The sequence below is a fragment of the Nakamurella flava genome, from assembly GCF_005298075.1.
GTDB classification, from domain to species: Bacteria; Actinomycetota; Actinomycetes; order Mycobacteriales; family Nakamurellaceae; genus Nakamurella; species Nakamurella flava.
Genome location: NZ_SZZH01000001.1, coordinates 1348338 through 1375276, shown reverse-complemented (window position 1 = coordinate 1375276; position 26939 = coordinate 1348338). Strand labels below are relative to the sequence as shown.

24 protein-coding genes and 2 tRNA genes are annotated in these 26939 nt (G+C 70.5%); 14 read left to right on the top strand and 12 right to left on the bottom strand.

Annotation, left to right across the window (positions count from 1 at the left end; all coding sequences use genetic code 11):
• Window positions 1–69 precede the first annotated feature (69 nt).
• Window positions 70–762 carry a response regulator gene (locus FDO65_RS06180; protein WP_137448511.1) on the top strand — a complete coding sequence of 231 codons (693 nt, stop codon included), beginning with the start codon at window positions 70–72 and terminating at the stop codon, window positions 760–762.
• Here FDO65_RS06180 and FDO65_RS06175 read toward each other — a convergent pair.
• Window positions 751–1809 carry a zinc-dependent alcohol dehydrogenase gene (locus tag FDO65_RS06175; RefSeq protein ID WP_137448510.1) on the bottom strand — a complete coding sequence of 353 codons (1059 nt, stop codon included), beginning with the start codon at window positions 1807–1809 and terminating at the stop codon, window positions 751–753. The two genes, FDO65_RS06180 and FDO65_RS06175, sit on opposite strands and share 12 nt — an antisense overlap.
• 250 nt (window positions 1810–2059) lie before the next feature.
• Here FDO65_RS06175 and FDO65_RS06170 point away from each other — a divergent pair, with 250 nt between their 5' ends.
• A complete protein-coding gene (locus FDO65_RS06170) occupies window positions 2060–2665 on the top strand; it encodes an Rv1733c family protein (RefSeq protein WP_137448509.1) in 606 nt (201 codons plus the stop codon).
• A gap of 148 nt (window positions 2666–2813) precedes the next feature.
• On the opposite strand, the gene FDO65_RS06165 is transcribed toward FDO65_RS06170, so the two are convergent.
• Window positions 2814–3815, bottom strand: coding sequence for a zinc-dependent alcohol dehydrogenase family protein (locus tag FDO65_RS06165; RefSeq protein ID WP_137448508.1), 1002 nt, complete (start codon window positions 3813–3815; stop codon window positions 2814–2816).
• 148 nt (window positions 3816–3963) lie between these two features.
• On the opposite strand from FDO65_RS06165, the gene FDO65_RS06160 reads away from it, so the two are divergent.
• On the top strand, window positions 3964–5685 hold the full coding sequence (locus FDO65_RS06160) for a sensor histidine kinase (RefSeq protein ID WP_137448507.1): 1722 nt from the start codon (window positions 3964–3966) through the stop codon (window positions 5683–5685).
• Here the strand turns inward: FDO65_RS06160 and FDO65_RS06155 are convergent.
• The 3 genes from FDO65_RS06155 to FDO65_RS06145 all read right to left on the bottom strand — a co-directional run bounded on the left by FDO65_RS06155 (window position 5682) and on the right by FDO65_RS06145 (window position 7798).
• Window positions 5682–6179, bottom strand: coding sequence for a hypothetical protein (locus FDO65_RS06155; RefSeq protein WP_137448506.1), 498 nt, complete (start codon window positions 6177–6179; stop codon window positions 5682–5684). The two genes, FDO65_RS06160 and FDO65_RS06155, sit on opposite strands and share 4 nt — an antisense overlap.
• Before the next feature lie 212 nt (window positions 6180–6391).
• Complete coding sequence (locus FDO65_RS06150) at window positions 6392–6835, bottom strand: MerR family transcriptional regulator (RefSeq protein WP_137449530.1); 444 nt, start codon at window positions 6833–6835, stop codon at window positions 6392–6394.
• Between the two features lie 21 nt (window positions 6836–6856).
• Complete coding sequence (locus FDO65_RS06145) at window positions 6857–7798, bottom strand: aldo/keto reductase (protein WP_205849808.1); 942 nt, start codon at window positions 7796–7798, stop codon at window positions 6857–6859.
• 133 nt (window positions 7799–7931) lie between these two features.
• Here FDO65_RS06145 and glgX point away from each other — a divergent pair, with 133 nt between their 5' ends.
• Window positions 7932–10115 carry a glycogen debranching protein GlgX gene (gene glgX / locus FDO65_RS06140; RefSeq protein WP_137448505.1) on the top strand — a complete coding sequence of 728 codons (2184 nt, stop codon included), beginning with the start codon at window positions 7932–7934 and terminating at the stop codon, window positions 10113–10115.
• On the opposite strand, the gene cydB is transcribed toward glgX, so the two are convergent.
• Window positions 10030–11085, bottom strand: coding sequence for a cytochrome d ubiquinol oxidase subunit II (gene cydB, locus FDO65_RS06135; RefSeq protein WP_137448504.1), 1056 nt, complete (start codon window positions 11083–11085; stop codon window positions 10030–10032). The genes glgX and cydB overlap by 86 nt on opposite strands.
• A gap of 11 nt (window positions 11086–11096) precedes the next feature.
• Window positions 11097–12551 carry a cytochrome ubiquinol oxidase subunit I gene (locus tag FDO65_RS06130; RefSeq protein WP_137448503.1) on the bottom strand — a complete coding sequence of 485 codons (1455 nt, stop codon included), beginning with the start codon at window positions 12549–12551 and terminating at the stop codon, window positions 11097–11099.
• A gap of 160 nt (window positions 12552–12711) precedes the next feature.
• On the opposite strand from FDO65_RS06130, the gene FDO65_RS06125 reads away from it, so the two are divergent.
• The 6 genes from FDO65_RS06125 to clpX all read left to right on the top strand — a co-directional run bounded on the left by FDO65_RS06125 (window position 12712) and on the right by clpX (window position 17926).
• Window positions 12712–12782: transfer RNA gene (locus tag FDO65_RS06125), tRNA-Gly, on the top strand.
• Window positions 12783–12829: 47 nt separating this feature from the next.
• A tRNA-Pro gene (locus FDO65_RS06120) sits at window positions 12830–12906 on the top strand.
• Window positions 12907–13427: 521 nt separating this feature from the next.
• Window positions 13428–14861: a trigger factor gene (gene tig / locus FDO65_RS06115; RefSeq protein WP_137448502.1), complete on the top strand. Its 1434-nt coding sequence runs from the start codon at window positions 13428–13430 to the stop codon at window positions 14859–14861.
• Between the two features lie 282 nt (window positions 14862–15143).
• Window positions 15144–15737 carry an ATP-dependent Clp protease proteolytic subunit gene (locus FDO65_RS06110; RefSeq protein ID WP_137449526.1) on the top strand — a complete coding sequence of 198 codons (594 nt, stop codon included), beginning with the start codon at window positions 15144–15146 and terminating at the stop codon, window positions 15735–15737.
• 37 nt (window positions 15738–15774) lie between these two features.
• Entirely contained in the window at window positions 15775–16425 is a 651-nt protein-coding gene (locus FDO65_RS06105; protein ID WP_137449524.1) for an ATP-dependent Clp protease proteolytic subunit, read from the top strand.
• Window positions 16426–16657: 232 nt separating this feature from the next.
• Window positions 16658–17926, top strand: a complete 1269-nt coding sequence (gene clpX, locus FDO65_RS06100; RefSeq protein WP_137448501.1) for an ATP-dependent Clp protease ATP-binding subunit ClpX — start codon at window positions 16658–16660, stop codon at window positions 17924–17926.
• Window positions 17927–18010: 84 nt separating this feature from the next.
• Here the strand turns inward: clpX and FDO65_RS06095 are convergent, their stop codons facing one another.
• The 3 genes from FDO65_RS06095 to FDO65_RS06085 form a co-directional block, all read right to left on the bottom strand.
• A complete protein-coding gene (locus FDO65_RS06095) occupies window positions 18011–18658 on the bottom strand; it encodes a hypothetical protein (protein WP_137448500.1) in 648 nt (215 codons plus the stop codon).
• Window positions 18659–18819: 161 nt separating this feature from the next.
• The gene (gene fdhD, locus FDO65_RS06090) at window positions 18820–19644 is read right to left on the bottom strand and encodes a formate dehydrogenase accessory sulfurtransferase FdhD (protein ID WP_137448499.1); all 825 of its coding nucleotides are present in this window, start codon (window positions 19642–19644) and stop codon (window positions 18820–18822) included.
• Between the two features lie 67 nt (window positions 19645–19711).
• A complete protein-coding gene (locus FDO65_RS06085; protein WP_137448498.1) occupies window positions 19712–20206 on the bottom strand; it encodes a GNAT family N-acetyltransferase in 495 nt (164 codons plus the stop codon).
• A gap of 210 nt (window positions 20207–20416) precedes the next feature.
• On the opposite strand from FDO65_RS06085, the gene recO reads away from it, so the two are divergent.
• Genes recO through FDO65_RS06065 form a run of 4 tightly spaced genes read left to right on the top strand, consistent with a single transcriptional unit; the run spans window position 20417 to window position 24093 of the window.
• On the top strand, window positions 20417–21238 hold the full coding sequence (recO, locus tag FDO65_RS06080; RefSeq protein ID WP_137448497.1) for a DNA repair protein RecO: 822 nt from the start codon (window positions 20417–20419) through the stop codon (window positions 21236–21238).
• Between the two features lie 3 nt (window positions 21239–21241).
• Window positions 21242–22108: an isoprenyl transferase gene (locus tag FDO65_RS06075; RefSeq protein WP_137448496.1), complete on the top strand. Its 867-nt coding sequence runs from the start codon at window positions 21242–21244 to the stop codon at window positions 22106–22108.
• Window positions 22105–23145: a permease gene (locus FDO65_RS06070; RefSeq protein ID WP_137448495.1), complete on the top strand. Its 1041-nt coding sequence runs from the start codon at window positions 22105–22107 to the stop codon at window positions 23143–23145. The genes FDO65_RS06075 and FDO65_RS06070 overlap by 4 nt, the downstream gene beginning before the upstream one ends.
• Window positions 23146–23181: 36 nt before the next feature.
• On the top strand, window positions 23182–24093 hold the full coding sequence (locus FDO65_RS06065; protein WP_137448494.1) for a TIGR03943 family putative permease subunit: 912 nt from the start codon (window positions 23182–23184) through the stop codon (window positions 24091–24093).
• Between the two features lie 13 nt (window positions 24094–24106).
• On the opposite strand, the gene FDO65_RS06060 is transcribed toward FDO65_RS06065, so the two are convergent.
• Window positions 24107–24991 (bottom strand): TIGR01777 family oxidoreductase, encoded by an 885-nt coding sequence (locus FDO65_RS06060; RefSeq protein ID WP_137448493.1) that lies wholly within the window; start codon window positions 24989–24991, stop codon window positions 24107–24109.
• Window positions 24992–25121: 130 nt separating this feature from the next.
• Window positions 25122–26921 (bottom strand): 2-oxoglutarate dehydrogenase, E2 component, dihydrolipoamide succinyltransferase, encoded by a 1800-nt coding sequence (gene sucB / locus FDO65_RS06055; protein WP_137448492.1) that lies wholly within the window; start codon window positions 26919–26921, stop codon window positions 25122–25124.
• Window positions 26922–26939 lie beyond the last annotated feature (18 nt).

Below are 26939 nucleotides of genomic sequence, written 5' to 3'. Positions count from 1 at the left end.
ATAGGGACTTGCGACCCCATCTGCGGTGGTCGGCTTGCCGGACCACCGCCGTGGTCGCACCATGGCCTGATGCCGGGGTCGATCACCGTGTATCTGCTGGACGATCACGAGATCGTCCGCATGGGCTTGCGGGATCTGCTGGAGAGCGACGGCGACATCACCGTCATCGGGCAGTCCGGACGTGCCTCGGCCCAGGGGCAGATACTGGCGTTGCGCCCGCAGGTGGCGATCCTCGATGCCCGCCTGCCCGACGGTTCGGGCATCGACGTCTGCCGGGCGGTGCGCTCCAAGGATCCGACGATCCGCGCGATCATCCTGACCTCCTACGACGACGACGACGCGTTGGCCGCCGCCGTGCTGGCCGGCGCCGCCGGGTACGTCCTCAAACAGATCCGCGGGGGCGACCTGCTGCAAGCGGTTCGCGCCGTCGCCGCCGGGCACAGCCTGCTCGACCCCGGCACCGTGGAGGCGGTGATGCGACGGCTACGGGAAGGCCCCGAACTGGATCCCGCCCTGGCCGTGCTGACCCGCCAGGAACGCCGGATCCTGGGGCTGATCGGTCAGGGGCTGACCAATCGGCAGATCGCCGCGCAACTGGTGCTGTCGGAGAAGACCATCAAGAACCACGTGTCCCGCCTGCTGGCCAAGCTCGGCTTCGAGCGCCGCACCCAAGCCGCCGTGTTCGCCGAACGCCACCGCACACCCGGGAGCGTGCCGTCACCGGCGGCGTCGACACGATCGGCGCTCCGATCATCCGAGTAGTGAAGCCCGGTCCCGCGGATCGTCGGCGGGAACCGCTTCGAGGTCGAACACGATGCGCGCGGGGACAGCGCCGTTCAGCACGTCGGTGAAGGACTGCTCGACGTCCTGCAGCACTCGGGTCTGAGTGATGACGGTGGTGCGTCCGAGTGCGTGCAGACGGAACACTTCGGCCAGATCCTCTCGGGTACCGACGATGGATCCGATGACCCGGATGCCCTTGAGGACGGTGTCGAAGATGGGCAGGGTCAGCTCGCCGTGCGCGGGCAGTGACACCAGGACCAGGCGGCCGCCCCGGTTGAGCGAGGCGAACGCCTGACGGAACACCGCGGGCGCGACCGAGAGCACCACGGCGACGTCGAGGCCCCCGAGGTCCGCGATGGCGGTGACCGGATCGACCGCGGCGGCGTTGACCACATGGTCGGCGCCCAGTTCGGTGGCCAGACGCAGTTTGTGATCGAGGATGTCGACCGCGACGACCTCACCGCCGACGAGTCGCGCGTACTGCACCGCCAGATGTCCCAGGCCGCCGATCCCGAAGACGCCGACCCGTTCGGACGGTCGCACTGCGGCGGCCCGGACGGCGGCATAGGTGGTCACTCCCGCGCAGGTGAGCGGGGCCGCGTCGATCGAAGCGACGGCGTCCGGAACCGGGACGGCGAAACGGGCGTCAGCGACGGCGTATTCGGCGAACGCGCCGTCGATGGAGTACCCGGTGTTGCGTTGCCGGGGGCAGAGGGTCTCCCGTCCCGAGACGCAGTAGCGGCAGACCCCGCAGGCCGACCCCAACCAGGCCAGGGCCACCCGCTGACCGATGCGCCCCGGGTCCACTCCGGGACCGACCTGCTCGATCCGGCCGATGCCCTCGTGGCCGGGAACGAACGGCAACGGCGGGGTGACCGGCCAGTGCCCGCGGGCGGCGTGGATGTCCGTGTGGCACAACCCGCATACCTCGACACCCACCAGCACCTGACCCGTCCCCGGCACCGGCATCGGCCGCTCCTGGATGGTGATGGGACCGTCGAACGAGGTGACCACGGCTGCCCGCATGATGGCTCTCCGATCATGTCCGGTACCCGGCTCGCCCGGGTCCCGACAGGCAAGCCTGCGCGATGACTCGACGGTAGGACTGGGGCTTTGGGCCCCAATCGGTCCGACGACGCAGGGGGCACCACCCGCGCTGCCGCGGATGGGGACCTTCGGACCTTCACCGGGCGCCCACCCGTCGCCCACGATGCAGGCGACGACATCGGGCGCGCAGTCCGGCGTCGCGGACGTCATTCGTCCCAGGAGGAGAGCCATGCTGGACACGTCCCGCTCCCCGCTGTCGATGCCGAGGATCCCGGTGGGCCTTAGGGTCTGGCGCAATCCGCTGGCCCGCCCCGGCGACCGCTGCGAAAGCCTGCTGGTGCTGTTCCTGGTCGCGCTCTGGGCGTTGGCTGCGCCGATCATCGCGGTGGCCGGCAGTGCAGCCTGGCCGGGCATCTCCGAGCGGATCGAACACGATCGCTCCGGCGTCGTCGCGGTGGACGCCGTGCTGGTCACCGGGACACCGCCACCCCCGACGCGGATGTCGATGCCGGTCGACCACGCCGCGGTGGCGCAGTGGACCGACCGGTCGGGGGCGACCGTGCAGGGTCCGGTCACGGTGCCGTCCGGGTCGATGGCCGGCGGGCCGGTGCAGGTGTGGCTGGCCCAGGACGGGTCCGTGGTGCCGCAGCCCATGACACCCACGACCGCCTGCGTTCTGCTCGTGGTGAGTGCGTTCGTCGCGTGGCTCGTCCTCGGGGGACTGCTGGCCGGCGTGCTGAGCCTGGGACGACGCGCTTTGGACCGGGGGCGGTACCGGCAGTGGGCGCAGGAATGGGCGCTCGTCAATGCCGGAGGTCGGCCGTGGACGCCGTGATTAGCGGGCACGGTCTGCGCAAGCACTCACCCGCGTCGCGCCCAGCCCCCTGTCGGTCGCCGCCGTCGGTGCCTTCGAGCGAGGCCACATCCACTGACCGGGACCGGCGCGTGCGGTGTCCGCATACGGTGAAGGTCGGCGCGAACCCTCAGTCGTTCACCAGGACCGCCGCGCCGGCGAACCGGCCGTGGCGCAGGTCGGACAACGCTCGCTGGGCCTGATCCATGGGGTACGGGACTGTGGTCGCGCGGATCCCGAAACGCGTTGCTAGGGCGAGAAAATCCGCTCCGTCCTGCCGGGTATTGGCCGTCACGCTTCGCATCGACCGTTCGCGGAACAGGTGGGTCTGATAGTCCAGCGCCGGAATCCCCGACAGCCAGATACCCGCCACCGCCAGGATTCCCCCGTCATCGAGCGCACGCAGGGCCACCGGGACCAGGTCACCGGCCGGGGCGAAGAGGATGGCGCCGTCGAGTTGTTCCGGTGGGGCATCGGCGGCGCCCCGGACGGAGTCCACACCCAGGTCGGTGGCCAGACCGCGGTTCTGCTCTCCCCGGGTCATCACATGGACCCGCATCCCGAGGTGCAGGGCGATCTGCGCGGTGAGGTGGGCGCTGCCGCCGAAACCGTAGAGCCCGAGCCGTCCGCCCGGCCGTACTCCGCTGGCCCGCAACGCGCGGAAGCCGATGATGCCGGCGCACAGCATCGGCGCCGCCTGCTCGTCGTCGACGCCCGCCGGCAGGTCGTAGACGAACCGCTCGTCGGCCACGCACACGTCGGCGTAACCGCCGTCCCGATCCCATCCGGTGAACTGCGGCTCTTCGCAGAGGTTCTCGTCGCCGCGGCGGCAGAACCGACAGCTGCCGTCGGTGGCCGCCAGCCACGCCACCCCCACTCGATCCCCGACGGTGAAGCGGTCGGCCCGCGGCCCGACGGCCCACACCACGCCGACCACCTCGTGTCCGGGAACGACCCCCCGGCGGTGCGGGGGGAGGTCACCTTCGACGACGTGCAGATCCGTCCGGCACACCCCGCAGCAGCGCACCTTGACCGCGACCTGGCCGGGACCCGGGAGAGGGATCGGTCGCTCCTGTCGTGCGATCGGGCCGCTGTCGATCGGCCCCGGGGTCACCACCGACCACACCTTCATCTTCGGTCCCTCCTGTTCGACCGGTCCACGATCGATGTTTCCGCCGCTGCGGGCCTGAGGCGAAAGCCCCTACTGCAGCGGGAAGACCGCTCCGCCGAAACGGACGAACCGCTCGCTTCGGGCGCAGTGTGCCGTTACCGTTCGTACCGTGGTCCGCAAATGTGACGGGCGCCCGGGCGACAGCGATCCCGGCTTGCGCATCGGCAGTCCGCTGCGCGAGTTGATCGACCAGGCCGAGGAGGTGCTCTTGGTCCGCGATCGGCTCCGCAAACTCATCGACGCCAGTCGGCTCGTCATGGCCCAGTTGGAACTGCCTGATGTGTTGCAACGGGTCACGACCGCCGCCGCCGACCTCACGGGCGCGACCTACGCGGCCCTCGGCGTACTGAGCCCCGAGGGCGGGCTGGAGCAGTTCCTGCACACCGGGATGGCACCGGACGCAGTCGCCGGAATCGATCACCTGCCCCGCGGATTGGGACTGTTGGGCGCGGTCATCTCCGAGGCCGAAGCGATCCGACTCGACGATCTGGCGGGGGATCCGCGCTCCTCCGGCCTCCCGGTTGGCCACCCGCCCATGCGCAGCTTCCTCGGCGTTCCCATCCGGCTGCGCGATGCGGTCTACGGCAACCTGTATCTCGCCGACCCCCGGGTCGCCGCGTTCACCACCGAGGACACCGAGGTCATCCAAGCGCTGGCGGCGACCGCCGCGACCGCCATCGAGAACGCCCGCCTGTTCGACGCCGCCCACCTCCGGCAGCGCTGGCTGCAGTCGTCCAATCAGCTCATGATCGACGTGCTCACCGGCTCGGCCGACACCCAGCATGTCGTCGACATCGCGCGGGAGACCGCCGACGCCGACATCGGCCTCCACGCCTCACCGGTACCCGACTCCGACCTCGCCGTCATCGACGTAGTCAGCGGACCGTCCGTCGACGGACTGACCGGTGCCACGTTCCCGCTGATGGGAACCCGTACCCGAGAGGTGCTCAACAACGGCCGGTCGCTCCGCACCCGTATCGGTGGCCGGAACGAGACCCCACCGCCATTGCGACTCGACGACCTCGACGAGGTCGGCCCACTGATAATGGTTCCGCTGACCGGCGGGCACGGCACGCGGGGTGTCCTCGTTCTCGGTCGACGGGTGGACCGCCCGGACTTCACCGCGGCCGAGCTCGACCTGGTTGCGACGTACGCCGGTCACGCCGCCGTCGCTCTCGAACTCGTGGAGGCCCGCGCTGCACAGGCCCGGATCGACATCCTCGAGGACCGTGAACGCATCGCCCGGGACCTGCACGACCACGTCATCCAGCGGCTCTTCGCCGTCGGTCTCCGGCTGCAGGGGGGCCAACGGGCCGCACCCCCGCAACTGGCCGACCGCATCGGCCAGGCCGTCGACGATCTCGACGACACGATCACGCAGATCCGCACCACGATCTTCGAACTGAACCGCCGGCCCACCGCCGGGTCCGGTTCCTTGCGGGCCATCGTCCTGCGAGTCGTCGACGAGCTGAGCCCGGGACTGCGGCGACGGCCGACGGTCGAGCTGCGCGGGCCACTGGATTCACTGGTTCCCCGGTCCCTGTACGCCGATGTCGAAGCCGTCCTCCGGGAAGGACTGGCCAACGTCGCGCGCCACGCGCACGCCGACGACGTCGAGGTCGGAGTCGACGTCGCCGACGGCGTCCTGGTTCTCGAGGTGATCGACGACGGGCCCGGGTTCGGTGACGACCAGTCGCGCAGCGGTCTGGACAACCTGCGACGACGCGCGGAACGGCACCACGGCACCCTGTGGTTGAGCCCGCCCGGGCAACCGGGGGCCGTTCTCCGGTGGTCGGTCCCGCTGCCCGCGAGCCGGTCGGCGCCGTCCTAGGCCTTGTATGGACGTCCGGTCGGATCGGAGCGGGCTGCTGTGGTCGAGTCCCAGGACCATCCACGGCGCCGTCTCGGTTCGCTCCGATGGGTCAGCCAGACCAGGAGAACGAGCAGCAGACCAGCGGAGAGCATGACCGGCTGCAGGAGGAAGAACTTCCGGATGATCACCCACTGCGCCAGGATCCAGCCGATCTGCGCGGCCGCCGCCACCAGCGAGGCCCGGTGCGCCCGCGGTGACCGGCGCAGTTCGAGCAGCGCGGCGAGGGTCATCGGCACGGCGATCGCCAGGAGCAGCAGGATCCCGGGCCACACCCATGACGAGAACGGGGTCGCCGCCAGCCATTCGGGCCGCATCCCGATGCTGTTACCGGCGATGAGCCCGACACCGCCGTACACCGCCCCGGCCGCGACGACGAGTTCGAGCGCCACGCGCGACCACCGGAACGCTCCCGGCCGGGTCGCCGCTCCGATGCGTCCATCCTGCTCCGGCATTTCGACCACCTCGAGAAGGGCGGGATCACCGCCGGTGACGTCGCCGGCGGCGCTGACCCAGCCATGCTGACGGTGGATCGAAAAGCGTCATAGGGCAGAAAGTCTCCAAGGGCGCCCCGGTCACCCCTGGCTCGGAAGGGGCTCGGTGTGCCGCGAACGGGTGCCGGGCGGTGTGGCCTGACGAGTGGGTTCGACCCCGGTGGCGCGCCGGATCAGACCACGGGCCGGTCGGCCTCGCCGGGGCGATCCGTCGGCGGCGGGACGGCCGAGTAGTGCGCGATCTTCTCGTCGAGGACTCCCCGCGCGGTGGCGATGCTGGCCGCGCGCTGCTGCAGCACCGCACGGTGATGGGCCGGGAAGTCGACCCGGGCACCGGGATCGCCTTCGCTGCGCAGCAGGGTGGTGAACTCCCGCAAGTCGGCGATACCGAGTCCCGCCGACCGCAGGCACGTGACGAGACCGACCCAGAACAGATCGTTCTCGTCGTAGCTGCGACGGCCGCCCGAGGTACGGGCCACCGGGCCGATCAGCCCCTCACGTTCGTAGTAGCGGAGGGTGTCCAGGCTGACGCCGCAGTGGGCGGCGGCATCCGCCGGTGCGAGACCACCCGCCGCGTCGGGCCGATCGTCCGTCGGGAGTCGTCGCGTCACCTTCATGGTCTCCATGACATCACCGGTTCATCGCGCAGCCGCGAACCGCGCCAGGTGGTCCGCCGAGAGTTGCAGCGCCCGACCGTCCAGGGCCTCGGCGAGCTGGCCGGGAGTGCTGACGCCGACGAGGGGGGTGATGCCCTGGGCTCGAAGCCACGCGAGCACCACCTGATGGCGGGTCGCGCCGGTCTCGGCGGTGACGTCGTCGAGCACCGCCGACACCGCCCTGGTGCCAGGGTGGTCGTAGGCGGCGGGCAACGGCTTGTCGGAACGGGAGTACGCGCCGTTGAGTAGCGGCGTGTAGGCCCACACGGCCAGCCCGGCGTCCTGCGCCAGGTCGAGATCCTCGTCCGCGAGCAGGCGGTGCCCACTGTCCGGGAGGCCGGCCCCCGGCCGCGGCTGCAGCAGGGAATGACGCAACTGCAGGGCGGAGAACGTCTCGCGCCCGGTGGCCACCGCCAGGGCACGGGCCCGCTCCACCCGCCACGCGGCATGGTTGGCGGCGCCGAGGCGCCGGGCCCGGCCCTCGGCGACGAGGTCGCCGAACACCCCGACCACCTCGCTCAAGGGCACGTCCCGGTCCTCCCCATGGGCCCAGAGCAGGTCGACGGCATCCAGGCCCAGCCGATCGAGACTGCCCTCCACGGCACGCCGGACGGCGGGGGCCGACAGTCCCGCCGCGCTCTCCGGCCAGCGATGGGGCACCAGTGGCGCCCACCGGACCTTGGTGGCCACCTTGACCGGCGCACCGTGGTTGACGCGCAGCCAGGAACCCACGACACGCTCGCTGGCGCCGCCCAGACCGCTCGGATCGGCCCAGAATGCGTAGTTGTCGGCAGTGTCCAGCCAGGTTCCGCCCGCCGCGACGTACTGGTCGAGGAGCGCCCAGGCATGGTTTTCCGGGGTGCGGGTCCCGAAGTACATGGTGCCGAGAACGAGGTCCTGGTCAGGGGAGGGCGTGCGTTCCATGCCCGGCACCCTGCAAGCTGGAGCGCGCTCCAGGTCAACCCTTGCCCCCCGCGCTCGCGTCGGAATCCTCCGATCGGTGACTGTTCGGGACCGTTCGCCACGGCGTGCCGACGCCACCTGTCAGGCTTCCGCCATGCAGGTCATCCCGGGTCGGCCGCACCCATTGGGCGTCACTACCGATCCGCACGCCGGGCCCGGGTGCTGGAACGTCGCCGTCGCTTCGTCGGCGGCCGAGCGGGTCTGGTTCTGCCTGCTCGACACCGATCCCGACACGGGCGGCGTCACCGAGACCCGGGTGGAACTGCCCGCTGTCGACGCCGGGGTCTGGCACGGCCGCGTCCTGGGCCTGCGCCCCGGGCAGCGCTACGGCTTCCGCGTCGACGGGCCATGGGACCCGGCCGCCGGCCAGCTGGCCAATCCGGCCAAGTTGCTCGTCGACCCCTACGCCCGCGCCGTCGTCGGTGATCTGGTCGTCGGCCCGGCGATCTACGCACATGACGTCGACGACCCGTCCCGGCCCAGCACCCTCGACTCGGCCGGGTCCGTCCCACACAGTGTGATCGTCGCGGGCGCTGCGGTCGGCGCTCGTCCGGACTGGAACCGGCCGGACACTGCGATCGCCGACACCGTGCTCTACGAGCTGCACGTGAAGGGCTTCACCCAGCTGCATCCCGATGTGCCCGCCGAGCTGCGCGGCACCTACGCCGGTCTGGCCCATCCGGCCGCCGTCGCCCACCTAACCGATCTGGGCATCACCGCCGTCGAGCTGCTTCCGGTGCAACACCACGTCGCCGAGACCTTCCTGCTGGACAAGGGTTTGGACAACTACTGGGGCTACAACACGATCGGCTTCCACGCCCCGCACCCCGGCTACTCGGCCGCGGCCCGGGCCGGCGACCCGGCCGGTGCGGTGGACGAGTTCCAGGACATGGTGCGCACGCTGCACGCCGCCGGCATTGCGGTCATCCTGGACGTCGTCTACAACCACACCGCCGAAGCCGGCCCCACCGGACCGACCCTGGCCTACCGCGGCCTGGACAACGCGAACTACTACCGGCTCGCTCCCGAGGACCCTTCGGCATACATCGACACCACGGGCTGTGGCAACTCGCTGAACGTCGGCCACCCGACGACCCTGCGGCTCATCCTGGACTCGTTGCGCTACTGGGTCACCGAGATGGGCGTCGACGGCTTCCGTTTCGACCTCGCTCCCACCCTGGCCCGCTCCGACGGGGCGTTCTCCGACCACGCCGCGTTCTTCGAGATCGCCGCCCAGGATCCGGTCCTCGCCGAGGTGACGTTGATCGCCGAACCGTGGGACGTGGGTCAGGGCGACAGCTACGACATCGGCCGGTTCCCGCCCGGGTGGTCGGAGTGGAACGGCCGTTTCCGGGACACCGTCCGCGACTTCTGGCGCAGTCACGACGACCGGCTGCCCGACCTGGTCACCCGGTTCCTCGGCTCGGCCGACCTCTACGGCGGGGACCGGCTGGCCGACCGGCGCGGACCGGACGCCTCGATCAACCTGGTCACCGTGCACGACGGGTTCACCCTGGCCGACCTGGTCAGTTACGACCACAAGCACAACGAGGCCAACGGGGAGGACAACCGCGACGGCACCGACGACAACCGTTCCTGGAACTGCGGTGTCGAGGGCCCGACCGACGATCCGACGGTAGTCGGGTTGCGGGCCGCCCAGACCCGGGCCCTGCTGGCCACCCTGCTGCTGGCCCGCGGGGTGCCGCTGTTACTCGGGGGCGACGAGCGGGGCCGCAGCCAGCAGGGCAACAACAACGCCTACTGCCAGGACTCCGCGCTGTCCTGGTGGGACTGGACCGCGCTGCGGACGCCCGCGGCCGAGGCCCTGCATGCCTTCACCCGGGACCTGCTCCGCGTGCGCCGCGATCACCCGGTACTGCGCCGGCACCGCTACCCACCGGCGGCGGGGGAGCGCTGCTACACGCCGGCCGGCGACCCGATGACCGGTACGGACTGGGCCGACGGGGCGGCCAAGAGCGTGACCATCGTGCTGGACGGCCGGGTCGAACCGGTCGGCAGCGACCCCGAACGGGCCCCCGGCGCGGTCGCCGCCGACACCGATGTCCTCGCCGTCCTCGTCAACGCCTGGTGGGAACCGTTGGATTTCACCGTCCCGGCCGACGTCGTCGGCGCCGGTGACGACTGGTGCGTCGTGGTCGACAGCCTGACCCCGGACCGGGCCGGGACGACCGTCAGCGCGGGTCGGGTGACGGTCGGCCCGCGGAGTCTGCTGCTGCTGACGCCTTCGTCGATGGACCGTCCGGCGACGACCCGCTGACCCGGGCCCGGAACACCCAGAAGCCCCACGCCTGATAGGCCAGCACGATCGGCAGCAGGACGGCGGTCGTGATCGACATGACCTGCAGGGCATAGGGACTGGCCGCGGTCCCGGCGACGGTCAGGGTCGTCGCCGGATCGGTCGAGACCAGCACGTTGGGGAACAGCCCGACGAAGATCGCGGCCACCGTGCCGCCGATGGCCACCGCGGACGCCGCGAACGTCCGGCCCGCGGACGCGCCCCCCGACCACAGGGTCGCGACGACTGCCGCAGCCACCGGAACCAGCACGGCGACGGTCGCCACCGCCCCCGGACGATGCGCGACCACCGTCACGACCGCCAGCAGCACGACGAGCGTGGTCGCCGGCAGCAGCAACCGGCGACGCAGCGTGCTGGCCCGCCCCTCCACGGTGCCGGTGGTGCGCAGGGTCAGGAATGTCGCCCCGTGGGCCAGGCACAGCATTGTCAGCGTCGCGGCCACCAGGAGGCCGTAGGGGGTGAACGCCGCTCCGGCACCGCCGACCAGGTCGCCCGCCCCGTCGAGCGGCAGACCGGCGACCAGATCGCCCAGCGCCAGACCCAGGAAGGCGGGTGCCAGCAGCGAGGCGACCGACAGCAGGACCGTCCACACCCGCCGGGCCGCCGCCCCGTCGGCATGCCTGCCGAACTCCAGAGCGACACCGCGGACGATGAGGGCGGCCAGTCCGCCCCAGAAAACGAGGTACTGGCCGGACAGCCAGGCGCCGTACCAGGGCGGGAACGCGGCGAAGGTGCCGGCGACCGGCACCACCAGCCACACCTCGTTGCCGTCCCACCAGGGACCGATGGCCGACAGCGCGCTGCGCCGCTCGGCGTCGGTGCGGCCGACCACGGCGTGCAGGGCGCCGACCCCGAAGTCGAAGCCCTCCAGGACGAAAAACCCGGTCCACAGGACGGCGATGAGCACGAACCAGACGGTGGGCAGATCCATGTCGTCCTCCGTCAGTAGGTCGCAGCCGCGCCGGCCGCCCTCGTTGTCGGGCGGTCGCCCGGGGACTGGTCGTCAGGCGGCAGTGGCCCGACACCCCGCCGCGCGTGGCGGATCATCAGCACCGCGGCGGTGATCCCGATGGTGGCGTAGAGGACACCGACGATGAGAAGACTGACGACGATCTGCCCCGCACCGCCGGAACCCGACAGCCCGTCCTTCGTCAGCAACAGGCCCTGCACGAGCCACGGTTGCCGGCCCGACTCGGTCAGCAGCCAGCCGGCCGTGGCCATCGCGAACGGTGCGATCACCACCCAGGACGACACCCACAGGAACAGTCGGGAATCGTCGAACCGGCGGCGCCACAACAGGAATGCGCCCCACAGGCCGAGCATGGCCAGCCCGCCGGCGCCGTAGGCCATCACCCGCATCGAGAAGTACTGGATGACGACGTTGGGGACGTAGTCGCCGGGACCGTACTGCTGGTTGTACTGCTCATCGAGCTGCGCCAGGCCCTGCACCTGTCCGTCCCAACTGCCGGTGGCCAACAGCGACAGCAGGTGCGGCACCTCGATGATCTTCACCGGCGTCTCGCCGGAATCGAAGCCACCGATCTGCAGGACGGAGAACGAGCACGGCGAGCAGGTGTCCCAGTTGGCCTCGGCCGCCGCGATCTTCATCGGCTGGAACGTGGTCTCGTTGATGCCGAGCTGCCCACCGACCTGGAACTGCAGGACGGTGGCGACGAGCATCAGCCACAGGCCGCCCTTGGTGCTGCCGCGAAGCAGCCGGGCCTGCTCGTCCAGGGCTGGGTCCGGGGTGCCGGCCCGGCGGGCACGGGCGGCCCGGCGCAAGTGCCAGGCCCCGACCGCCAGGAGTACGGTGCCGCCGAAGCTGAGCGCGACCAGCACCACGTGCAGATAGCCCCAGACGAAGATCCGGTTGGCAAAGAGGTCGACGACGCTGGTCAACTGGGCGCGCCCGGTCACCGGGTTGATCTCGTAGCCGACCGGATGCTGCATCCACGAGTTGGCGGCCATGATGAACACCGCCGACAGCATCGCGCCCAGCGGGATCATCCACGCGGTGAACAGGTGGACGCGGCGGGGGAGCACCGACCAGCCGAACCACCAGAGCCCGAGGAACGTGGCCTCCAGGAAGAACGCGGCCAGACCCTCCATGGCCAGCGGAGCACCGAACACGTCCCCGACGAAGACCGAGTACCGCGACCAGTTGAGCCCGAACTGGAACTCCTGGACCAGACCGGACGCCGCGCCGACCGCCACCGACAGCAGCAGCAGTCCACCGAAGAACCGGGTCACCCGGGCCGGTTCGGCGCGGCCGGTGCGATACCAGTGGGTGTGCAGGACGGCGACACAGACGGCCAGTCCCATCGTCACCGGGACGAACAGGAAGTGGTAGATGCTGGTGGTCGCGAACTGGATGCGAGCCAGGTCGAGCTGGTCCATGCGGCACTCCACCGACTCGGGACCGGGCACCGAGCGCAACCAGCCGTGACGGTCAGTGTCACAGCGTTCGCGGCTGATGCGGGAGCGTGAGCCGGGGAATTCGCTCGATGGGCTACGATGTTCTCTGCATCGTCCGGAACGTGAGTCCGGCGGCGCAAATGCGGGCGTAGCTTAGTGGTAAAGCCTCAGTCTTCCAAACTGATGATGCGAGTTCGATTCTCGTCGCCCGCTCAACGAATGGCCCCCGCTGTCCCACCGGTCGCGGACCGGCCCTTCGCCGGGGTGTAGCGCAGCTTGGTAGCGCGCCTGCTTTGGGAGCAGGATGTCGCAGGTTCAAATCCTGTCACCCCGACCAACGAACACCCGCGCGGCCGAGTCGTCCGGGGAGCAGGATGTCGCAGGTTCACATCCTGTCACCCCGACCAGTGAACACCTGCGCGGCCGAGTCGTCGGGGAGCAGGATGTCGCAGGTTCACATCCTGTCACCCCGACCACCGAACACCTGCGCGGCCGAGTCGTCGGGGAGCAGGATGTCGCAGGTTCACATCCTGTCACCCCGACCACCGAACACCCGCGCGGCCGAGTCGTCGGGGAGCAGGACGTCGCAGGTTCGAATTCTGTCACCCCGACCACCGAATGCTCGCGCGGCTCACAAGTGGCCCGCTCATGCTGTCTCCGCGTCCAGTCGCCCGACTCCGTCGAACGCAGGCGCAGATGTCCTCCCGGTTTCGCGGAACGCTCTAGACTCGGCCGCGGCTGTGCCCGGTTCGTGCACCGTCCGCCGCCGTCGTGGACGGGGGCGTACCGCGGGCCGACCCAAGCCGGCCCACGACCCTGCGGCAGCCTGCCGATACCCGTCCGAGGAGTAATCCCACCGTGAAGAGCACCGTCGAACAGCTGAACCCGACCCGCGTCAAGATCAACGTCGAGGTTCCGTTCGACGAACTGAAGCCCCAGTTCGACAAGGCCTACAAGGCCCTCGCCGGTCAGGTCCGTATCCCGGGCTTCCGCCCCGGTAAGGTCCCGGCCCGCATCCTCGACGCCCGCCTCGGCCGTGGCGCGGTGCTGTCCGAGGTCGTCAACGAGGCCGTTCCGGCCAAGTACGGCGAGGCGATCAGCGAGGCCAATCTGTCGGTCATCGGACAGCCGGAGATCGAGGTCACCCGCATCGAGGACGGCGAGACCCTCGAGTTCACCGCCGAGGTCGACGTCCGACCGGAGTTCACCGTCCCGGACCCGTCCACCGTCTCCGTCGAGGTGGCCGACGTCGAGGTCGCCGACGGCGATGTCGAGGAGCAGGTCGAGGCGCTGCGCGACCGCTTCGCCACCGTGACCGAGGTCGAGCGGGCCGCCGACGAGGGCGACCTGGTCACCATCGACCTGTCCGCCGAGCGCAACGGCGAGATCCTGGCCGACGCCACCGCCGACGGCCTGACCTACAAGGTCGGCTCCGGTGACCTCATCGACGGCCTCGACGACGCCGTCAGCGGACTGGGTGCCGGCGAGTCCGCCACCTTCACCACCGCCCTGGTCGCCGGCCCCCACGCCGGCCAGGAGGTCCAGGTCACCGTCACCGTCCAGAAGGTGAGCAGCCGCGAGCTGCCCGAGGTGGACGAGGACTTCGCCCAGCTGGCCAGCGAGTTCGACACGGTCGAGGAGCTGCGGGCGGACCTGACCGAGAAGATCCGCCGGGTCAAGGGACGCGAGCAGGGCATCGAGGCCCGGGACAAGGTGCTGGAGGCCCTCCTGGCCACCGCCGACATTCCGGCCCCGGAGAGCGTCGTCAAGGCCGAGGTCGAGGCCCGTCAGCACGACGCGGTGCACTCCTTCGACCACAACGAAGACGCCTTCGCCGCCTACCTGGAGAAGCAGGGCCAGAGCCGCGAGGAGTTCGACACCGAGGTCCGCGAGTCCGCCGTCAAGGCCGTGCAGACCCAGCTGCTGCTGGACGCCCTGGCCGAGCAGAACGACGTGCAGGTCGACCAGTCCGAGTTCGTCGAGCGTGTGATGTTCAACGCCCAGCAGCTCGGTATGTCGCCCGACCAGTACTTCCAGCGGGTCACCCAGGGCAACCAGGTCGGCGCGATCTTCGCCGACGTGCGCCGGGGGAAGGCGCTGGCCACCGCCGTCGAGCAGGCCACCGTCACCGACGCCTCCGGAGCCACTGTCGACATCGCCGCCCTGTTCGGTGTCGAGGAGGTCCCGGCTGACGAGGTCGAGGCCCCGGAGGACACCGCGGTCGATCAGGCTGGTACCGATGAGGCCGAGTCCGCCCCGGCCGAGGACAAGGCCGCCGACACCGAGCGCTGACCTGCGGCGCAAGGTCACGCCGTCAGCGAACAGGCCCCCGGCTACCACGGTAGGCCGGGGGTCTGTCGTTACTGTCGGGACAACGTACGGCGCGCGATGGTGCAGCCGGGTCGTCCCCTCGGGGCCGACGCCCGGCTCTCGCCCGGATCCCGATCGAACCGGACCCGGTCATCGGCGCCACACCAGAAGGAGAGTGCAGTGAGCGACCGCCATTCGCAGGCGCGGGTGCCCGAACCCCTGCGCAAGCTGGAGTCCGCCGTCCCCGGCCTGTCCGCCCCGCTGATGCGCGGCACCCCCGGCCTGTCGCTGTCCGACTCGGTCTCCGAGCGTCTGCTCCGGGAGCGGATCATCATCCTCGGATCCGAGGTGCGGGACACCAACGCCAACGAGATCACCGCGCAGCTGCTGCTGCTCGCCGCGGAGGATCCCGAGAAGGACATCACCCTCTACATCAACTCGCCCGGGGGCAGCGTCACCGCGGGGATGGCCATCTACGACACGATGATGCTCATCGAGCCGGACGTCGCCACCACCGCGATGGGCCTGGCCGCCTCCATGGGCCAGTTCCTGCTCACCGCGGGGGCCAAGGGCAAGCGCGCCGCCCTGCCGCACACACGCATCCTCATGCACCAGCCGAGCGCCGGCGTCGGCGGTACCGCCGCGGACATCGCCATCCAGGCGGACATGCTGATCAAGTCCAAGCGTGAGCTCACCGAGCTGCAGTCGCTGCACACCGGCCAGCCGCTCGAGCGCATCGAGATCGACCAGGACCGCGACCGCTGGTTCACCGCCCAGGAGGCGCTGGAGTACGGGTTCATCGACAAGGTCGTGGCCCGTGCTTCGCAGAATCCGGCCAGCACCCCGCCCGGCAACTGACCAGCACCCGAGGAAGACACCACAGATGAACTCGAACATGCGCGGTCCCCAGGGCCTGGCCCACGGCAACGCCCTGAACATGCCGCAGGCCCGCTACATCCTGCCGTCCTTCGTCGAGCGCACCAGCTACGGCGTCAAGGAATCCAACCCCTACAACAAGCTCTTCGAGGAGCGCATCATCTTCCTCGGCGTGCAGATCGACGACGCGTCCGCGAACGACGTCATGGCCCAGCTGCTGACGCTGGAGTCCACCGACCCGGACCGCGAGATCATCATGTACATCAACTCGCCGGGTGGCTCGTTCACGTCCATGACGGCGATCTACGACACCATGCAGTTCGTCCGCCCGCACATCCAGACGGTGTGCCTGGGTCAGGCGGCCTCGGCCGCCGCCGTGCTGCTCGCCGCCGGCACCCCCGGCCGGCGTCTGGCGCTGCCGAACTCGCGGATCCTCATCCACCAGCCGGCCACCGAAGGTGTCTACGGCCAGGTGTCCGACCTGGAGATCCAGGCCGCGGAGATCGGCCGTATGCGGTCCGCGCTCGAAGAGATCCTGTCGCGGCACTCCAACAAGACGCCCGAGGAGGTCCGCAAGGACATCGACCGGGACAAGATCCTCACCGCCCAGGAGGCCAAGGACTACGGCCTGGTCGACGAGGTCCTCGGCTACCGCAAGCTCGAGGTCTGAGCAAGTCCGATCGGGGCCCCACCGCATTCCCTCGCGCGGCACCAGCATCGCCGGGGAACGCGGCGGGGCCCTTCTCCTACCAGTGAACGTTCGCGGCCGGCCGGTATTTCACCTGCCCGCCGCCCCACCGGGCGGATACCCTGGTGGTCGTGTCGGGGTGTCATCACCGCCGTCCGGGCATGACCACCGGGTAACGTCCCAGGTCCAGACCGTCCAACAGATCGAGGGGCACATGGCACGCATCGGCGACGGAGGCGATCTGCTGAAGTGCTCTTTCTGCGGGAAGAGCCAGAAGCAGGTCCGCAAGCTCATCGCCGGCCCCGGCGTCTACATCTGCGACGAATGCATCGATCTCTGCAACGAGATCATCGAGGAAGAGCTGGCCGAGACCAGCGAGGTCAAGCTCGACGAGCTGCCGAAGCCCACGGCCATCCGTGAGTACCTCGACCAGTACGTCATCGGTCAGGACACCGCCAAGAAGGCGTTGTCCGTCGCCGTCTACAACCACTACAAGCGGATCCAGGCCGGCCCCGACCGCGGGCCCGAGCCGGTCGAGCTGGCCAAGTCCAACATCCTGATGCTCGGCCCCACCGGTTGCGGCAAGACCTACCTCGCCCAGACGCTGGCCAAGATGCTCAACGTCCCGTTCGCCATCGCGGACGCGACCGCGCTCACGGAGGCCGGGTACGTGGGCGAGGACGTCGAGAACATCCTGCTCAAGCTGATCCAGGCGGCCGACTACGACGTGAAACGGGCCGAGACCGGCATCGTCTACATCGACGAGGTCGACAAGATCGCGCGCAAGTCCGAGAACCCGTCCATCACCCGTGACGTCTCCGGGGAGGGCGTGCAGCAGGCGCTGCTGAAGATCCTCGAAGGCACGCAGGCCTCGGTGCCGCCGCAGGGCGGACGCAAGCACCCGCACCAGGAGTTCATCCAGATCGACACGACGAACGTGCTGTTCATCGTGGCCGGTGCGTTCGCCGGACTGGACAAGATCATCGGTGAGCGGGTCGGCAAGCGGGGCCTCGGGTTCGGCGCGGAGGTCCGCAGCAAGTTCGAGATCGACGGCTCCGACGTCTTCGCCGACGTCATGCCCGAGGACCTCATCAAGTTCGGACTCATCCCCGAGTTCATCGGCCGGCTGCCCGTCGTGGCGTCGGTGACGAACCTCGACAAGGAGTCCCTGGTCAAGATCCTCACCGAGCCGCGGGACGCGCTGTCCAAGCAGTACCAGCGGTTGTTCGACATGGACGGCGTGGCGCTGGAATTCGCGCCCGACGCGCTGGAAGCCATCGCCGACGAAGCCATCCTGCGGGGCACCGGCGCCCGCGGTCTGCGCGCGATCATGGAGGAGGTCCTCCTCCCGGCCATGTACGAGGTGCCCGGCCGTGACGACGTCGAGCGGGTGGTCGTCACCGCCGAGACCGTTCGCTCCAACGTCTATCCGACCATCGTGCCTCGGCAGCCCAAGCGGGCCCCACGGGAGAAATCGGCCTGATCGACCCGGCGCCCGCCCGGCGCCGACCGACATGACGAGAGCCCCCGACCGCAGGTCGGGGGCTCTCGTCATCGGGGGCGCAGGTCAGCTACCGCAGTTGGTCTCGATCCAGGTGTTGACGTGCTCGCTGGCCGTGGTGAACTCGGCACTGCTCAACAAGTCGCCAGCCTGTTCGAGACTGCCCCCCGCCGCTTGAGCCGAGATCTGGCTCAGGGTCTGAAAATCGGCGGTCAGCGCGTCCGGGATCTGGCCGGATGCGTCCAGATCGGACAATGCCTTCTGCAGTTCGGTGTCGTCGAACTGGCCCGTCCCGCCGAGCGCGCTCAACGGTGCGACAGCGATCGTGAGGTAGGCGATCGAGACCGAGGTGCATTCTTCCGAGAACCCGGGGATCGACCCGAGATCGGTGGGGATCGTCAGATCGGTCGGTGCCGTGATGTCGCTCAGCTCGGTCGGGTCGGTCAACTCGGTCAGATCCGTCGGGTCACTCGGCGCGGTGGGACGCGCGGTCGTCGGACGGGTACTGGTCGCCGACGTGCGCGCGGTCGTCGACGGCTCGGAGGTCGTCGGCGGGGCGACCGTCGTGGTCACGGCCGCAGCATTCGGTTGCGGTGCGCCGGTCACGGACGCGCCACAGGCACTCACGGTGATGACGGTCGCGGCGACCACGGCTGCGGCCGCCGTCAGGCGGAACACCGAGCGGCGCTGACGGGGACGGGAGGGGGAGGGCATGAAGGACTCCTGCGGGACGATCGGGACGCGGGCTGCTCTGCAACGGTGGGCAGGAGAAGCGCCGAGCCGCGCTGATACCCATGGGCCCGCCGGCGCATCGAGCGGCACCCGACCGGGTCGTTCCGTCGACCCACCACCGCGCCCGGCAACGAAGGTGCCGGTCAGGCGCCGACGATGCGCTGGGGCCCGCAGTAGACGTTGAAACCGCGGCTCGAGGTGAAGCCGACCAGCGTCATCCCGGTGGCCCGGGCCAGATCGACCGCGAGCGAGGACGGAGCCGAGACCGCGACCAGCAGACCCACTCCGGCCATCGCCGCCTTCTGGACCAGTTCATAGGACGCCCGCGACGAGGTCAGCAGGAAGGCGTCGCGGACCGGTACCCGCCCCTGCAGGAGCAGGGCGCCGATCACCTTGTCGACGGCGTTGTGACGGCCGACGTCCTCCCGGACCAGGGTGATCTCGCCGGCCGACGTCACCAGCGCGGCCGCATGGACCCCGCCGGTCCGTTGGAAGGTCCGCTGCCGTTCCCGCAGCCGATCCGGAAGGGCCTGCAGCACTGCGGGTTGCACGGCGATGCCGTCGTCCAGCGGGTGCCGCAGGTCCCGCTGCAACGCCTCGATCGACGCCGACCCGCACACCCCGCAGGCCGAGGTGGTGGGGAAGCTGCGGGCGATGATCGGCGTTGGCGGGACGGCCGACCGGGCCCGTTCCACGTCCAGGACGTTGTAGGTCTGCCGGCCGTCGGCGTCCACCCCGTCGCAGTAGCGGGCCTCGCGCACGTCGCCGGCCGCGGTGATGACACCCTCGGCGTGCAGGAACCCGTGCACCAGATCGATGTCGGCTCCCGGGGTCCGCATCGTCGTGGTCAGCGAGACCCCGTCCACCCGGATCTCCAGCGGTTCCTCGCCGGCGACCACATCGGGACGGGACACGAAGCGTCCGTCGGAGAATCGGCGTACCGCGGTCGGCACGGTCAGACGTGACATCGTCGTCCTCCCGCCCGGGAAGCCCGAGGGGCCCGGGGCGTTCTGTCGGGCAGTGGTCCGCGGACGGTCAGTTCCGGACCATCCGGATCTCCAGGATGCCCAACGAATCGGTGCGGTCCTCGCCGTCCGGGATGAAGTTGTGGTTCACGTAGAAGCGGCTCGCCCGCGGGTTGTCCCGGTACACCCACAGCGACGCCGGCCCGTTACCGACCGCCGCCTCCAGCAGGTCGTCGGCCAGTCCCTTGCCCTTGAACTCCTCGCGCACGTAGATCGCGTACAGCTCGCGCTCGCCGGCGGGCCCGGGCGGCGGGTTGTCGTCGCGGCTGGGACCGGCGATCGCGATCCCGACGACCTGGCCGTCGAGCTCGGACAACCAGTGGTCACCCAGACCGGACTCGATCTCGTTGCGGCGCCGGTTGGCCATCGAATCCAGATCCAGCGCTTCCAGGCGATCTGACCCCCACAGGTCGGCGTACGCCTCCCGCCAGCAGGCCAGATGGCAGGCGGCGAAAGCCTCGGCATCGTCGGTGGTGGCCCGACGCACGGTGGGGGACGAAGTCATCTGGTTCCCTTTCAACAGGACGCGCGGGCACCCCGGAGACGGCCGACATGCGGGTATTCCGAGCGTTCGCGGTGCAGCTCCAGGCTAGTGCACCACTACGCGCCGGGATCGCCGGAGCGCCCGGCGGAGCGGGGCACCGGCCCCCGGCACACCGGCCGTCAGGCGTGTTGAGCGCGATGAGCTGGTCACCCGCGGTGGCAGGATGGCTCGGTGACCGTGTACCGCGACTCCGCAGTCGTGCTCCGGGTGACCAAGCTCGGGGAAGCCGACCGGATCGTGACGCTGCTGACCCGGCGCAACGGTCGCATCCGCGCGGTCGCCAAGGGCGTGCGCCGCACCCGGAGCAAGTTCGGGGGCCGGCTGGAACCGTTCGGGCACGTCGACCTGCAGCTGTACGCCGGTCGCAACCTCGACATCGTGACCCAGGCCGTCAGCCTGGACACCTTCGGTCCGGCACTGGCCGCCGACTACCCGCGCTACACCTGCGCCACCGCCATCGTGGAGACCGCCGAACGGATGACGGCCGAGGAACGCGAACCGGCGTTGCGGCTGTTCCTGCTGGTGGTCTCCGCATTACGCGCCCTGGTCCAGACCGACCGGGACCCCGCCCTGGTGCTCGATGCGTTCCTGCTGCGGGCCCTGGCGCTGTCCGGGTGGGCCCCCGCCCTGCGCGAGTGCGCGCGTTGCGGCATCCCCGGGGGCACGGTGGGCGGCGAGCCGGGCTTCCATTCGGCCTTCCACGTCGCCTCGGGCGGTTCGCTGTGTCCCGACTGTCGAGGGGCGGGCGCCGGTGGAGCCGTCCGGCCCGCTCCGACGACCCTGGAACTGATGGCCGCCCTGGCCGAGGGGGACTGGCCGGCCGCCGAGGCGGCCACCGGACCCGACCGTCGGGAGGCCTCCGGTCTGGTCGCGGCACTGCTGCAGTGGCACCTGGAACGGTCGCTGCGGTCGCTGCCGCTCGTCGACCGGGTCGCCGTGACCCCTGAACCCACCGCCGGCCCCCGCCGGCCCGACCTCGCTCTGGAGTCCTAGGACATGGCGCTCCGCCGCACGCGATCGCAGCCGGTCGCCCCGGCCCTCCCGCGTCCGCATCCGACCGGGGCCCGTCCGCCGGTCCTGCCGCCGGAATCGGTCCCCCGCCACGTCGCCCTGGTGATGGACGGGAACGGTCGCTGGGCCAAGGCGCGGGGCCTGCCCCGCACCGAAGGGCACAAGCGGGGGGAAGCTTCCCTGTTCGACGTCGTCGAGGGCGCCATCGAGATCGGTGTCACGCATCTGTCCGCCTACGCCTTCTCCACCGAGAACTGGCGGCGCTCGCCCGACGAGGTCCGCTTCCTCATGGGCTTCAATCGCGACGTCATCCGCCGGCGACGCGACGAGATGCACGCCCTGGGCGTCCGGGTGCGCTGGGCCGGCCGCCGGCCGCGCCTGTGGCGCAGTGTCATCAAGGAACTCGAGGTCGCCGAGGAACTCACGGCCGACAACCGCGTCCTCACCCTGACGATGTGCGTGAACTACGGCGGCCGCGCCGAGATCGCCGACGCCGCCCGGGCCCTGGCTCTGGACGCCGCGGCCGGCCGCATCGATCCGGCGAAGGTGGACGAGAAGATGCTGGCCCGGTACCTCGACGAGCCCGACATGCCCGATGTCGATCTCTTCCTGCGCTCGTCCGGTGAGCAGCGGACCAGCAACTTCCTGCTCTGGCAGTCGGCCTACGCCGAGTTCGTCTTCCTGGACACGCTCTTCCCTGACTTCGACCGCCGCCACCTGTGGCAGGCGTGCGAGATCTACGCCGCCCGCAACCGACGCTTCGGCGCCGAGACGGTGCCGACACCGATCGACGGGACGACCACACCGCCGGGGGGATCGGCGGACGAGACGCAGGGGGACCCGACCGGATGACCGCACAGGACACGCACGCCGGACACAGCGCCTCCGGCCCGGCCGAGCCCGGCACCGGCCGGCGCCGCTACCGCCCCGGCTCCCTGGAGATCTTCGGTCTGATCCTGCTCACCGCCATCCTGCTGCGTGGACCACTGGCGCGGGCCCTGGACGAACCGATCCTGCAGAGCTGGTCGACCGTTTTCATCGCGGTCTGCGTGCAGGCCACGCCGTTCCTGGTCCTCGGGGTCGTGGTGTCCGGGGCGATCGCAGCCTTCGTCCCCAGTTCGGTCTTCACCCGGTTGCTGCCGTCCTCTCCCGCCCTGGCCGTCCCCGCGGCCGGCGCCTGCGGGGCGCTGCTGCCCGGCTGCGAGTGCGGGTCCGTCCCGATCGCCAACCGCTTGATGGCCCGGGGCGTGCGGCCGTCCGCCGCACTGGCCTTCCTGCTGTCGGCCCCCGCAATCAACCCGATCGTCCTCGTCGCGACGGCCGTCGCCTTCAGTGCCGAACCGTCGATGGTCTGGGCCCGGCTCATCGCCGGTCTGCTGACCGCCGTCATCGTGGGCTGGATCTGGGAACGCATCGGCCGGCCCGAGTGGATGCGGCCCCGCCGGCGGGACGACGTCGTCGAGGTCACTGGCACCGGGCCCCGCTGGCGGCTGTTCACCGGCACGATGCTCGGCGACTTCACCCAGGCCGCCGGGTTCCTGGTGCTCGGTGCGGCGGCCGCGGCGACCTTCAAGACCGTCGTACCCGCCCACATCATGGAGAGCATCGGCGGGTCGATCTGGCTGTCCATCCTGCTGATGGCGGCCCTGGCGTTCCTGTTGGCCCTCTGCTCCGAGGCCGACGCGTTCGTCGCCGCGTCGTTCTCGACCATCCCGTTCGTCGGCAAGCTGGTTTTCCTGACCGTCGGCCCGGCGGTCGACGTCAAGCTCGCGGCCATGCAGGCCGGAGTGTTCGGGCGCAAGTTCGCCGTGCGCTTCTCGCCGCTCACCCTGGCCGTCGCGATCGTCGTCGGTACCGTGGTGGGGCTGGCGTTCTGGGGACTGGGGTAGGGCAGGGGTGGGGCCGGAGATGAACGTGAGCCAGAGATGAACAAGGAAACGCAGTCCGTCGTGGTCAGCCTGCTCGGTGGGCTGCTGGTGTCGATCACCCTGTCGGGACGGTTCACGTCCTACGTCAAGCCGGGTTTCGCGCCGCTGCTGCTCATCGGCGGCGGCGTGTTGATCGTGGTCGGTGTCGTGTCGCTGATCCTGGCCCTGCGGGACGACTCCCGGCAGCGGAAGGCCGCGACGACCGGGCACGGGCCGGCGTCAGCGATCGGCGCGCCGGGGACGAACTCGGCGGACACCGCCACCCCGGTCGAGGACGCTCACGGGCACGACCACGACAGGTCGCGCGCTCCCTGGCTCATCGTCGTCCCGGTGCTGGTGCTGCTGCTCGTCGCCCCGCCGGCCCTGGGCGCGGACGCCGTCGCCCGCAACGCGACCTCGCAGGCGCTCAACGGGGCCGTGCAGAACGCACCCACACTCAACGACCAGTCCGGCGCCGGCGGCGGTTCCACGGGCGGATACGCGTTCAACGACGGCAGCGGCTCGGTGACCGACGCCAGCGGTTCCCGGCGCATCCAGCACTTCCCGGCGCTGCCGGACGGCGACAACCCCACCATCGGCATGAAGGATTTCGTGCTGCGGGCGCTGTACGACGCCGACAACTCGTTGACCGGTCGCCCGGTCACCGTCGTCGGCTTCATCGCCCCACCCGGAGACGGATACAGCGACGGCTACACCATCGCCCGGATGGTCATCAGCTGCTGCGCGGCGGACGCCAACCCCATGCAGCTGCACGTCGACGGCCCGGCCCCGTACCCGGTCGACACCTGGGTGTCGGCGGTCGTGTCCCCGGTCGACAACACCGCGACCCTCGACAACGGGTACGTCCCGACGGTCACCGTCACGTCGCTGACGCCGATCGACCAGCCCGCGGACCCGTACGAGAACTAGGACCCGCTCCGGTTCAGCCCAGCTCGGCGGCCAGCGCGACGTCCAGGGTCCGGTGGGAGAACTCGAACCCGTCGTCGTGCAGCACCGTCGGGACGGCCCGCTGTCCGCCCAGGAGTTCCTCGGCGAACTGACCGAGGACCAGATGCAGGGCGGGGGCGGGAACGACCCAGGGAGCCGGCCGGTGGTACTGGCGGGCCAACGCGGACATGAACTCGGCGTTCGTCACCGGGTAGGGCGCGGTCATGTTGACCGCCCCGTCCACCGTCGAGCCCAGCAGGTGCCGGACCGCGCGGACCCAGTCGGTCACCGAGATCCACGGGAACCACTGGTCGCCGCGGCCGAGCCGGCCACCGAGACCCAGCTTGATCACCGGGGCCAGCTGGGTGAGCATGCCCCCGTCCCGGCCGATGACCGGGGCGGTCCGCAGCAGCACCACCCGGACGTCGTCCTGGACGGCTGCGTCGGTGGCCGCCTCCCAATCGACGCAGACCTCGGCCAGGAACGTCTCACCGGCCGGTGAGCGCTCGGTGTCGATGCGGGTGTCGTGGCGGGCTCCGTAGAAGCCGGTGCCGGACGCGTTGAGGAGCGTGGGCACACCCGACTGCGCGCATTCCTCGGCCAGCACCCGCGTAGGGGTGACCCGGGACGACCAGAGCAGCTGCTTGTACTGATGGGTCCAGCGGTGATCACCGATGCCGGCGCCGCACAGGTTGATCACGGCGTCGGCGCCGTCGAACACCGCGTGGTCGAGCTGACCGCGGTCCGGGTCCCAGGTGCTTTCCGCCGGTCCCTGGGCCGGTCGGCGGACCAGACGGACGACGTCGTGCCCGTCGGCGGTCAACGCCGACGTCAGCCGGGCACCGAGGAATCCGCTCACACCAGCGGCGATGATGCGCATGGTCCGACCGTACCCAGCGGGGCGCCGCGGTACGCAGCCCGCCCCCGGACGCCGGGACATCCTCCCGCCGACGGCGAAGGCCGGGCCCCCGTGGGGGAGGCCCGGCCTTCGCGTCAGTGGTGCATGGGGATTAGAGCCCCAGTTCGCCCTCGAACTCACCGGACTCGATGCGCTTCTTCACCAGGCCGAGGAAACGGCTGGCGTCGGCACCATCGATGTTGCGGTGGTCGTAGGACAGGGCCAGGTACATCATCGACCGGACGGCGATGACGTCGTTGCCGTCGGCGTCGGCGATGACCACCGGCCGCTTGACGATGGCCCCGGTGCCCAGGATGGCGGACTGCGGCGGCACGAAGATCGGGGTGTCGAACAGCGCGCCCACCGAACCGGTGTTGGTGATGGTGAACGTGCCGCCGGACAGCTCGTCCGGACCGATCTTGTTGTCCCGGGTCCGCTTGGCCAGGTCGGCGATCTTGCGGGCGATCCCGGCGATGTTCAGGTCATCGGCGTTCTTGATGACCGGGACGATGAGGCCACGCGGGGTGTCGACCGCGATGCCCAGATGGACGTTGCCGTGGTAGGTGATCTCCTTCAGATCGTCCGACAGCGTCGAGTTGATCACCGGGTAGACCTTCGCCGCCTCCAGCGCCGCCTTCACAAAGAACGGCAGGAACGAGAGGTTGACGCCCTCGCGCGCCGAGAACGACGCCTTGGCCTTGGCCCGCAGGGCCGCCACCCGGGTGACGTCGACCTCCATGACGGTGGTCAGCTGAGCGGCGACGTCCAGACCCATACGCATGTTCTTGGCGATGGACTGACGGATTCGCGGCAGTTTCTGCGTCGTACCGATGAGGGCTTCGGCCGCCGCGTCCGGCTTCGGGGCTCCGCCGCCGGCCTTGGCCGCGGGGGCGGCCGGGGCCGGTGCTGCAGCCGGGGCTGCGGGCTCGGCGGCGGCCTTCTTGGCGGCCTCGGCCGCGGCCACGACGTCCTCACGGCGGATGCGCCCGCCGACGCCGCTGCCGGTGATCGTGGACAGGTCGACCCCGGTGTCGGAGGCCAGCTTGCGGATGACCGGGGTGACGTAGACGCCCTCCGGGGCCTTGGCCGGCGGCAGCGCCGAGTCGGCCGGCTTGGGGGCCGGCGGCTTCGGGGCCGGCGGCGCCGGCTTGGGCTCGGGCTTCGGTTCCGGCTTGGGCTCGGGCTTGGGTTCCGGCTTGGGCTCGGGCTTGGGTTCCGGCTTGGGCTCGGGCTTGGGTTCCGGCTTGGCCTCGGGCTCCGGGGCCGCGGCGGACGCGTCGCCGATGACACCCAGCTCGGCTCCGACCTCGATGGTCTCGTCCTCGCCCGCGGTGATCTTCAGCAGCGTGCCGGCGATGGGGGAGGGCACCTCGGTGTCGACCTTGTCGGTGGACACCTCGACCAGCGGCTCGTCGACCGCGACCTCGTCACCGACGGCCTTGAGCCACCGGGTGACGGTGCCCTCGGTAACCGACTCGCCCATCTCCGGCAGCGTGATGGACGTGCCGCCGGCCGAACCGCCACCGGTGCCGGCGGTGGGCTTCTCAGCGGGCTCGTCGGTCTCGGTCGACGGCGCCTCGGCCGGGGCGTCCGACTGCGACGTGGCCTCCGGCTCCGGTTCCGGCTCCGACGCCTCGGGAGCCTCCTCGGCCGCGTCCCCGTCACCGGCCCCGGATCCGTCCCCGATCACGCCGAGTTCGGCACCGACCTCGGCGGTCTCGTCCTCGCCCACCGTGATCTTCTGCAGCACCCCGCTGAACGGGGAGGGGATCTCGGTGTCCACCTTGTCGGTCGAGACCTCGACCAACGGCTCGTCGACCTCGACCTGGTCGCCCACGTTCTTGAGCCAGCGGGTGACGGTTCCCTCGGTGACGCTCTCACCGAGGGCCGGCATCTGTACGGACTGGGACATGCGGTGCTCTCCTACCTG